This is a genomic window from Hyphomonas sp., assembly GCF_037969335.1.
Lineage (GTDB): Bacteria > Pseudomonadota > Alphaproteobacteria > Caulobacterales > Hyphomonadaceae > Hyphomonas.
Genome location: NZ_JBBKXE010000067.1, coordinates 26,069 through 36,058 on the forward strand (window position 1 = coordinate 26,069; position 9,990 = coordinate 36,058).

A 9,990-nucleotide genomic window follows, 5' to 3' on the forward strand; every position below is an offset into this window, starting at 1 on the left:
CGGCATTCATGCCATGCCCGCATGACCCGGATATTAACACCTGTCCACGAGCAGGCGGTCGATACCGGCAATCTCATCGGAGATCAGGGTACAAACAAGGTGATGCGGCGAAGCGTCAAACGCGGGATGCGACAAGACCAGGTGGCGCACAATGCCCAGCACCTTCCGGCACCCCTTCGCCACACCCTCGGCGTCACCTGCGCCCAGCCCGTGCACGACGGCATTGCGGTAGGCGATCAGGCGTTCGACCTGGTGCAGGGTCGAGCCGGTCATTTCGACGCGTTCCGGCGCATTGAGATAGTCCGTCGACCGAGCCCGCCGCAGCAGCAGCGTGACCGGCGCATACCGTTCCGGATGGGTTGGGTCGACCACATCCGCGTCCGCCGCCGTCTCGTATCCGCTCAGCGCAGTAACAAGGGCGCCCTGGAGCGCGATCACCAGCCCCACCGACACCCAGCGCCACCGCGCCGTATCCTCGTCCACACCCGACATTTCCCGCCGCGCCATGCGAAGGGCCTCGTGGACTGAATCCAGGCTGGCGGCGATCCGCCCCCGCCGGTCCGTCATCCCTACTGGTCTTCGCTCTCTGGCGCCGCTGCCTTGCGGAAATCCCAATCCGTCTGCGCCGCCATATATGTCAGCGCCGCATAGGCCGCGACGTTCTGCCGGAAGGCTGCCGGATCAATCTTGTCGAACGTGTCGTCCGGCGTGTGATGCAGGTCGAAATAGTCTGTCCCGTCCTGTCCGGGAGCCAGAACCGGCACGCCTGACGCACTCAGAACCATGATATCCGGACCGCCCCTCGAATTGTTGTCGGCCGGAATAATGCCAAGCGGCGCGACAACGCTTTGCATCGCAGCGACATAGTCCAGCGCGCCTTCGCCGACGCCACTTTCCAGACGCCAGATACGCCCGGCTCCAAAGTCGCTTTCAGCGGCCAGCACATGCTTGTCCAGTTCGTCTCCATGGGCCGTGGCATAGGCGCGACCCCCGAACAGGCCGACTTCTTCCGAACCGTACAGCACAACCCGGATCGTCCGCTTGGGCTTTAGCGGCAATTGCTGGATCAGGTTCGCCGCAGCGACAACAATCCCGCACCCGGCCGCGTCATCGATCGCGCCTGTGCCGAGGTCCCAGCTGTCGAGATGACAGCCGATCAGCACGATCTCGTCCTTGCGGCTGTTGCCCTCCACTTCTGCAATGACATTGCCCGAGGCTGCCGAGGTCGACGTTTTCACCTGGATATCCAGGTTCACCGTCACCGGCCCGCGTTCCAGCAGGCGCGCCAGCTGGTCGGCGTCCGGTGGCGACAGGGCAGCCGCTGGCAGCGCGCCCGAGGCGCCGTCTCGTTTCATGCCACCCGTGTGCGGCATGCGATGATCATCCGTACCAACCGAACGAATGAGGCAGGCGACGGCACCGATGGCTGCTGCAGCGTCCGCGCATCCCCCGCGCTTCGCCACGGCCGCCCCATAGCCGGACCCGTCCTGGCTACGCACCATGCGCTCGTCAATGAAGGCAATCTTGCCCGCCAGCGAGTCCATTGGCGCGGCCTGCAGGTCGGCAAGGCTCGTGAACCGGACAATTTCGGCTTCCAGCCCGCCTTTCGGTGTTGCCTGCGATCCGCCCAGTGCAGTCACGACGAGTGCCTGCGGGTTCGGCCCCACCACCGATGCTGTCTCGGTCACCCGCTGCCAAAAGGGAATGTTGAAATCTTCGATATAGGCCTGCTGGAAGTTCAGGTCCTTCAGCTTGATCATGGCCCATTGCCGGGCACGCCATTCCGCGTCGGAGCCGGCCAGTCGCGGGCCGATCTCGGTCGTCAGGCTTTCGGTGAATTCAAGTCCGACATCGTCCTGCAGCCCCGATTCCATCAATGCCACGGCCTGCGCCCTGATGGCCGGATCCAGGATTTCGGCCTGGTCGGCAGTGGCTGGCATTGCAGCGACGATGGCTGCAAGCGCGAACGGGGTCAGGGATCTCAACATGGCTTTATCTCCGGCTGTCTGATGCCGGTACGCTAAGCCACCCCGCCGCCCCATGAAAGGGTGGCGGCCATGAAAACCTACAAACCCTCAGCCGTCTCGATCACGAGATCGACCGCCGGACGGGTCTTGTAGCCATCCTCGCGCAGTGTCCGCTTGATGCTGCCTTCGGCACCGACGAACACGATGGCCGGATGCGGAATGCCGTCATAGCGCGAGCCGGGTTTCATATCCGTGTTGAGCAGGTTGAACGCCTTGATCGCGACCGAACCTTCATCTGACAGGAGCTCATATGACAGGCTCTTGTCCGCCTTGTAGCCGGCCAGCGTTTCGACTGGATCGTAGGACACGGCCACCAGCGTCCAGCCTGCCGCAGCCAATGGCGCTGCGGCTGCTTCGAGGTCGATCAGCTGCTTCTTGCAGAAGGGGCACCAGTCGGCCGAGCGCACGAAGGCAACGACCGTGCCCTTGGCGCCCGCGAGCGTTTCGAACGTTTGCGGCACGCCGCGCGTATCGACCAGCGCAACCGCTGGCGCCTGAACGCCGTCAGCGAGCCCGATGGCTGGCGTCTCTGCCAAGGCCGCAACAGCCTTCTCCGCTTCAACGGATTTTGTGTGCAGTTCGGTGTCCGTCGTTTCCTGCGCGCCTGCAGCGGCAGGCAAGAGGGCAATCACGGAAGCGAGGGAAAGGGTGCGTAACACGGGCGGTCTCCTTGAACATTTGCGTGGCAGGCTAACCGCAAATCACCTGCCCGGCGAGCCGCATCAGGCCTGCCTCACGCGTCTTTGATCCGACGTGACCGCCAGTCATCGGCGCTCTGGCCGTAGACATCCCACTGCGTGCCCTCGTAGGGCGGTGGCGCCTTGGCCTGACGCAGCACCCGGCTGCCGAGCCGCTCGGCCACTTTGATCGACCCCGTATTTGCCGGATCGATCGTGTGGATCACCTCGCCCCAGCCGAGGATGTCCACGGCATAGTCAATCGCCGCGGAGGCCCCTTCGGTCGCATAGCCCTTGCCCCAGGCGCTCCGGGCAAGCCCCCAGCCGACTTCGGTGCCCGGCCAACCCGCAGGCTGCCATGGCCCGAGGCGCCCGACCCAGTTGCCGCTTGCCTTCTCGATCACCGAGAACATCGAGAAACCCCGGATCGTCCAGGCCCCGGTCATTGTGCATATCGACCGCCAAGTCAGCTCCGGCCCCTGCACGCCGCCCAGATGCGTCATCACATCCGCGTCGGCGTGAAACGCGACCCATGAGTCAAAATCCTCCGCCCGTGGCGGGCGGAGGATCAGGCGGTCTGTTTCAATCGTTGGCCCAATGGCCATTAATGGCTCCTAGGCGAGCGAGGGCTCCAGCCCTTTGCAATCGTCGATCAGTTTCTGCACTTCAGCGACCGATGCGGTGAACATGGCCTGTTCTGCATCAGTGAAATCGAACTCGACAACTTTCTCGGTGCCACCGGCGCCGATCAGGGTCGGCACGCCGACATACATGCCGTTCACGCCATATTCGCCGTCGCACCAGCTGGCCGCCGGCAGGACGCGCTTCTGGTCGTTGAGATAGGACTTCGCCATCGCGATGGCCGATTCGGCAGGGGCGTAGAACGCCGAGCCAGTCTTCAACAGGGCCACGATCTCGCCGCCGCCCTTGCGGGTGCGGTCAACGATTGCGTCCAGTTTCTCTTGCGTGAGCCAACCCTGCTTGACCAGCTGCGGCAAAGGCAGGCCGCCAACAGTCGAGTGGCGCACCATAGGCACCATGCTGTCGCCATGCCCGGCCAGCGTCCATGCGTGAATGTCGGCGACCGACACGCCGGTGGCTTCCGACAGGAAAAAGGCGAAGCGCGAGCTGTCCAGCACGCCCGCCATGCCGACGACCATATTGGTGGGCAGGCCGGAAAATTGCTGCAGCGCCCAGACCATCGCATCGAGCGGGTTGGTGATACAGATCACGAACGCGTTCGGGCAGTTCGCCTTGATGCCTTCACCGACCGATTTCATCACACCGAGGTTCTTGGACACGAGATCATCGCGGCTCATGCCCGGCTTGCGCGGGAAGCCTGCGGTCACGATGCAGACATCGGCGCCAGCAATGTCAGCGTAATCATTCGCGCCCTTCAGGCTGACGGACCCGTTGAACACAGGGGTCGACTCGGCAATGTCCAGCGCCTTGCCCTGCGGCAGGCCTTCGAAAATGTCGAACAGGATGACATCACCAAGCTCCTCGCGGGCTGCGATATGGGCGAGCGTGCCGCCGATCATGCCGGATCCGATAAGCGCGATTTTCTTGCGGGCCATGGGTCAAAAACTCCTGAAAGCGTTGGGGATATGTCTGGTCCCGAGGGTTAGCCGAGCCGCCGGCATTTCGCAATGCGCCAAAAAGGAAAGCCCCGCCGGTGAGGGCGGGGCTTTTTTGCTTTTGACTTGTCGGGGCGCAGCCTAGTTGCGATTGCCCGACATGATTGCCAGCATGAACTGGAACATGTTCACGAAATCCAGGTAGAGGCTCAGCGCGCCATAGGTGGTGGCCACAGCCATTGCCCGTGAATCGCCGACGAGCTGGAAATACATGTTCTTCAGGCGTTGCGTATCGAACGCGGTCAGGCCGGCAAAAATCAACAGGCCGACAACCGAGATGACCATGTGCATCATGCTCGATTTGAAGATGAACATGTTCAACAGCGACGCGACGATGATGCCGATCACGCCCATGATCAGGAACGTGCCGAAGCCCGACAGGTCGCGTTTGGTCGTATAGCCGTAGAGCGACAGGCCGCCAAAGGAGATCGCCGTCGTCAGGAACGCCTTCGAGACCATCATCATGCCGTCAGGCTGGCGCGCATAGACATAGACGATGGCGCCCATGCCGATACCGATCAGTGAGACGACCGACCAGTAGACGAGGTTTGCCGCCAGGGGCGACGGGTTCTTCATCACGAAGCCGGACAGCAGCAGGATGGCTAGCGGCGCGAACATGATGACCATGCCGATCGGTCCGGTCAGCAAGGTCAGCGTCACGTCTTCTGGCACCATGGCCCCGAAGGCGTAGGCGAGACCTGCCGTCAGCAGCAGTCCGAGCGCCATCTTGTTGTAAACGCCGAGCATGAAGGCCCGAAGCCCTTCATTGACCGACGTGTCCATCGAGTCGGCGCCGGTTTTTGGCGTATAGGCCCGATTGAATTCGTTCATAGGTTTAATACCCTTCTGTTTTGATCCACACGTAAACACGTGCGTCTAGTGGGGAATATGGTGAAACTCGACGTCATCTGCAAGGACAACCGGGCGTGTGGCCTTGACGGGATCATCGCCACTGCAGCGCCGCTTGCACGAATACGGCTCATCAGGCCCAACATAGTTGCAGCATAGAGAAACTATACTGGTCCTTTGCTTCAATATTACTACATAAATCAAGTGAACAATATCCATTATGGTCCGAATCCAAGAGAATGGACTTTCGCGTTTTGCATTGACTCATATTAACCAAGGGGTAATTTCCCCAATCTGGTGTAGTTCCAACGGTTGGGGCACCGGGCAAACTAAGGGGATATACAATGGCAGACGCATCGGCTTACGCCGAAAACATCAAGAAGTATGCAAATGGCTACAATCAGGCCGCAGCAGAGAAAATCGTGGGCCACCTTGGCATTGCGCTACGTAACCGGGACAGTTCCATGGTTGCTTGCTCAGATTCAGGGGAGCTCGACCGGGTGCGTGAGCGCTGGTGCCGGGGCAAGCTCGGACTCGCCCAAAACAAGAACGATCTCGATGCAGCGATCAAGGCCGTCTGCGACAAGTTGCAACCAGAGGGCGGCACCAAGTCACGCGTGACGTTCTACTATTTGCTGGCTGAACATTTCGGCAAACTCGGCGATCTCGCCAGCTGAACCACGCGCCGCGAACGGCTAAACGGGAACCCGGTCAGGTGGGACCGGGTTTTCTTTTGCGCGCAATCCTGCTTCAGATTGGCCGCATGTACCGCTTGTTTGCCGCCCTTCCTGTCGACCCGGATATCGCGCCCGGCCTGAAGGCCCTTCAGACGGGCCTTGCGGGCGCCAGCTGGCGCCCGGAACGCAATTTCCACATCACGCTCCGCTTCTTCGGTGACCTGGGTCATTCGCAAGCGCGCGACCTTGACGACTTGCTCGGAGAGATCCGCGCGCCCGAACTCGAGATCCGGCTCGAGGGGGTCGGCTGGTTCGGCCGGCGTGAGCCGAGCGCGGTTTGGGCACGGGTGCGCGAGACAGATGAGCTTCGCGCGCTAGCCGGCCAATGCGAACGCGCCGCCCGGCGCCTCGGCCTGCCGGCAGACCGCCGCAATTTCACACCGCATGTCACGCTCGCCTACCTGCACGGCACCACGCCGGAAGAGGTGACAGCCTGGGCCGAGCCGCGCCACGCCTATTGCAGCGATGCCTTCTGGGTGAACAGTTTCCACCTCTATTCCAGTCATATGGGCGATGGCCCGAGCCGCTACGTGGCCGAAGCGGATTATGTGCTCGGCGGCTGATTACGCGCCTCAGCGCGTCACGACATAAAGCATCTCGCCGCCCGCCTTGCCTGCCACGGGCGTCAGGAAATCCAACGCATCGCCCGCCACGAGCCGCGCCGCCAGGCCGTCCGGGTGCGCCTTAGCCAGCATCTGGAATTCACCTTGCGACGGACACGCGAGCACATAGGCCACGCCATCGGCCCGCATCAGCGCGGCCGCCTCGTCCGGCGGCGAGATGAATATGCGAAGGGCCATTTCGATCCCGGCGGCATTGCGATGATAATGGCCATGAAGCGCCCGCTGGCCCGTATATCGCAGGATATCCGGCGCCGCGTCCGCTACGGCAAGGACCAGTCCCTCGGGTTGCGCGTTAAGCACCGACAACATGTCCGGGCTGGCGCACGCGACATCCGCAACGGCCGGACTGCTGCCCGATGCCGATTTGAGGAACAGGCCCGGCGCGCCCCAGACCAGCGGCACCGATACGGCCAGTGCCAGCAAATATCCCACACCCCGCTCGCCGCCGTCCGGCCTGCCGGTAAACAGGCCCGCCACCCAGGCCCCAAGCGGCAGGATCGCGAAAATGTGCCCGAAAGAATAGAACCTCACCTGCTGCAATGTCAGCACGATATCCAGCACCAGCAGGAGCAGGAACAGGACGTGGGCGCGCCGGTTGATTCCCAGCTCGATCTGGAACAGCGAGACGGTGGCCGCAACCAGGGAAATCCCGATCATGAAAGGGATTTCCTGCCAGGCGCTCGGCCGCGCCGCAAATAGCGGCCGCGCCTCATCGACCTTCTCCAGCCAGAGCGTGCGCACGATCGACGGCAGCCCATCGAGCGGGTTCGCAAGGCATTGCGGCGCCTGCAATGCCAGGAGCAGTCCGCAGCCAAGCCCGATCATGCCCAGCCCCGTCAGGCGCCATGGGAGCGACCTGCCGGACAGGCTCACCGCCGCCAGCGCCAGGCCCACGCCGCCCAGCAGGGCCGCGCTCACGGTGACGAGCGACAGCGCGTCGCAATAGACCGCGCCATAGTTTGCCGGAGCGACCGAGGCAGCAAAGAACACGGCGGTCATGGCGGCGAGGCTCACGCCGAACGCCACTGCGCCGCGCTGCGCGGCACGTCCGGCCAGGGCCCAGTCCAGCGCATGGAACGCACAGATCACCGCCACGAACGGATACACTTCCGCGCCAATGGCAACCGAGGAGGCCAGCGCTGCCCCCGCGACGGCAAGGCTTGTCGGCCGACGTTGCGGGTCGATCGAAAAGGCCAGTGACAGGGCCAGGAAGCCCAGTTGCAGGTTATGATGGTCAATACTGCCGCTCAGGAAGTTCTGGTGCCGGAACAGGATGGTCGCGGCGATGATGCAGGTAAAGACAAGTGTCTCGCGCCCGCCAAGGAAACGCGCACCGCTGACAAGCGCCCAGACCAGAAGCAACACGCTGATCGGCGGCCAGACAACGGTCGCCCAATGCAGGGCCGCGTCCGATGGCAGGAAAACATCCAGCAGCGACGTGATCGCCAGAACCGGCAGGTCCACCAGCCGCGACCAGTGCATCGCCGTTCCGCCATCGGGGCCGAGCCGCGCCTGGCTGACATCGAACCAGTTCTGGCCGGCGAGATAATCCTGTATCTCGACCAGCCGCATCGCACTGTCGGCGTCCATGCTGGAAGCGGCAAACAGTCCCGACACGGCGCTCACCACGAGAAGGGACGCCACCATCAGCAGGCCGAAACCCAGCACAATCGCCAAGTCTGCCATTCCGGTTCTGGCTGGTCTGTCCATCTTGCGTCCCCTGCCCCGTCGTGTGCCTGAAAGGCGACCTTAACCTTCGCCCGTGTAGAAATGCCTAAATTGAGGCAATGGGTGGACGCGTGACCGACATATCTTTCAGCGACCTGAATATCGCAATTCTCCTGCCTTGCTACAATGAAGGCAAGTCGATTGCCGCCGTTGTGCTCGGCTTTCGCAAGGCGCTCCCGGGCGCCCGCATCTTTGTCTATGACAATAATTCCAGCGACGACACATCCCAGCAGGCACTTTTCGCGGGCGCCACGGTCGTGCCGTCGCGCCGCCAGGGCAAGGGCAATGTCGTGCGCCAGATGTTCGCCGACATCGATGCCGACATCTATCTCATGGCCGATGGCGACGGCACCTATGACCCGACCGCCGCACCGAAAATGATCCAGACCCTTCTCGATGACCGGGCCGACATGGTCGTCGGCACCCGCCGCAATGTGCACCAGGACGCCGGCCGCCACGGACATGCGTTTGGCAACCGCCTGTTCAATACGGTGTACAAGGCCCTCTTCGGCAACGAGTTCACCGACATCTTCTCCGGCTATCGCGCCTTCACGCGGCGTTTCGCCAAGAGCTTCCCGGCCTCGTCCCCCGGCTTCGAGATCGAAACCGAAATGTCCGTGCACGCTTCGATGCTGCGCCTGCCGGTATCTGAAGTCGAGTTCAGCTATGGCCGCCGCATGGATGGCTCCGAAAGCAAGCTCTCGACCTTCCGCGACGGCTTCCGCATCCTGCGCATGATGGGCATGCTGATGAAGGAGACGCGCCCCTTCCTGTTCTTCGCCTATGTCGCCACCTTCCTCCTGGCCGCATCTGTCTTCCTGATGGCGCCGGTGATCCGCGACTACCTCGCCACCGGACTGGTTGACCGCATCCCGACCTGGATGCTGGCCATGACGCTCCTGCTCGGCGCGATGATGACCTTCATTGCCGGCGTCGTCCTCGACTCGGTCGCCCGTGGGCGCGCTGAACAGAAGCGCATCCATTACCTCTCGATCGCGCCATCGCGGGGAGAGCATTACCGTTCCGGCATAACGCCGCTTGTCGATCGTCGGCAGGACCTGCCAGCCTCCGGCTCGCCGGCCCAGCGGACCGCCGACGGCCAATGAGCGCGATGAAAGCCCTCACGCTGCCGGTCTACGGCCTGCTCGTGCTGACACCGATGACCATCGCGTTCGGGCAGGTCCTCTTCAAGCAGACCGGCATCCAGCTCGCCGACAAGCCCGACGCGCCCTTCTACTCGATCCTCTTCAGCCCGGTCTTCCTCGTCGCGGTCGCCCTCTATGGCATTGCCACGCTCGCCTGGGTCTATGTCCTGAAAATGGTGCCGCTCTCGATGGCCTATTCCTTCATGGCCCTCACTTTCGTGCTGGTGCCGCTGATGGCCGCCTTTTTCCTGAAAGAGCCGCTGACCGTGAAATACGCCATCGGCGCCTGCCTGATCATCGCCGGCCTCTTCGTCGTCCAGTCCTGAGCCGGCAAGCGGATTTCAGCGAAATCGAAGGCCGGATCGCCGTCCAGCGGGCCCGCCGGCACGGCAGATGCCGATTTTCTGATGCAACACGGCTCGCACCGCTGCATTCCCCGTTGACGCCCGGCGTATCACGACGTATCTGACCGCCTTCCTACCCCGTGCCCAGATGGCGGAATTGGTAGACGCGCTACGTTCAGGTCGTAGTTCTCGCAAGGGAGTGGAGGTTCGAGTCCTCTTCTGG

At 62.8% G+C, this 9,990-nt stretch carries 11 protein-coding genes; 4 read left to right on the forward strand and 7 right to left on the reverse strand.

The window, feature by feature from the left end; all coding sequences use genetic code 11:
- Positions 1–33: 33 nt before the first annotated feature.
- The 6 genes from AADA04_RS05455 to AADA04_RS05480 form a co-directional block, all read right to left on the reverse strand.
- The gene (locus AADA04_RS05455; protein WP_340692235.1) at positions 34–567 is read right to left on the reverse strand and encodes a hypothetical protein; all 534 of its coding nucleotides are present in this window, start codon (positions 565–567) and stop codon (positions 34–36) included.
- 2 nt (positions 568–569) lie between these two features.
- A complete protein-coding gene (locus AADA04_RS05460; protein WP_340692236.1) occupies positions 570–1,988 on the reverse strand; it encodes a M28 family peptidase in 1,419 nt (472 codons plus the stop codon).
- 77 nt (positions 1,989–2,065) lie between these two features.
- Positions 2,066–2,686, reverse strand: coding sequence for a redoxin domain-containing protein (locus AADA04_RS05465; RefSeq protein ID WP_340692237.1), 621 nt, complete (start codon positions 2,684–2,686; stop codon positions 2,066–2,068).
- A 74-nt stretch (positions 2,687–2,760) separates the two neighbouring features.
- Positions 2,761–3,309 carry a GNAT family N-acetyltransferase gene (locus AADA04_RS05470; protein WP_340692238.1) on the reverse strand — a complete coding sequence of 183 codons (549 nt, stop codon included), beginning with the start codon at positions 3,307–3,309 and terminating at the stop codon, positions 2,761–2,763.
- 9 nt (positions 3,310–3,318) lie between these two features.
- Positions 3,319–4,281, reverse strand: a complete 963-nt coding sequence (gene mdh / locus AADA04_RS05475) for a malate dehydrogenase (protein WP_340692239.1) — start codon at positions 4,279–4,281, stop codon at positions 3,319–3,321.
- 141 nt (positions 4,282–4,422) lie between these two features.
- On the reverse strand, positions 4,423–5,172 hold the full coding sequence (locus tag AADA04_RS05480; protein WP_340692240.1) for a Bax inhibitor-1/YccA family protein: 750 nt from the start codon (positions 5,170–5,172) through the stop codon (positions 4,423–4,425).
- A 362-nt stretch (positions 5,173–5,534) separates the two neighbouring features.
- On the opposite strand from AADA04_RS05480, the gene AADA04_RS05485 reads away from it, so the two are divergent.
- Both AADA04_RS05485 and thpR read left to right on the forward strand, forming a co-directional pair.
- Positions 5,535–5,867 (forward strand): DUF2853 family protein, encoded by a 333-nt coding sequence (locus AADA04_RS05485; RefSeq protein WP_340692241.1) that lies wholly within the window; start codon positions 5,535–5,537, stop codon positions 5,865–5,867.
- Positions 5,868–5,905: 38 nt separating this feature from the next.
- Complete coding sequence (gene thpR / locus AADA04_RS05490) at positions 5,906–6,490, forward strand: RNA 2',3'-cyclic phosphodiesterase (RefSeq protein WP_340692242.1); 585 nt, start codon at positions 5,906–5,908, stop codon at positions 6,488–6,490.
- A gap of 9 nt (positions 6,491–6,499) precedes the next feature.
- On the opposite strand, the gene AADA04_RS05495 is transcribed toward thpR, so the two are convergent.
- A complete protein-coding gene (locus AADA04_RS05495) occupies positions 6,500–8,260 on the reverse strand; it encodes a hypothetical protein (RefSeq protein WP_340692243.1) in 1,761 nt (586 codons plus the stop codon).
- 89 nt (positions 8,261–8,349) lie between these two features.
- Here AADA04_RS05495 and AADA04_RS05500 point away from each other — a divergent pair, with 89 nt between their 5' ends.
- Positions 8,350–9,384, forward strand: coding sequence for a glycosyltransferase (locus tag AADA04_RS05500; protein WP_340692244.1), 1,035 nt, complete (start codon positions 8,350–8,352; stop codon positions 9,382–9,384).
- Complete coding sequence (locus tag AADA04_RS05505) at positions 9,381–9,749, forward strand: EamA family transporter (RefSeq protein ID WP_340692245.1); 369 nt, start codon at positions 9,381–9,383, stop codon at positions 9,747–9,749. The genes AADA04_RS05500 and AADA04_RS05505 overlap by 4 nt, the downstream gene beginning before the upstream one ends.
- The last annotated feature ends 241 nt before the right edge of the window (positions 9,750–9,990 follow it).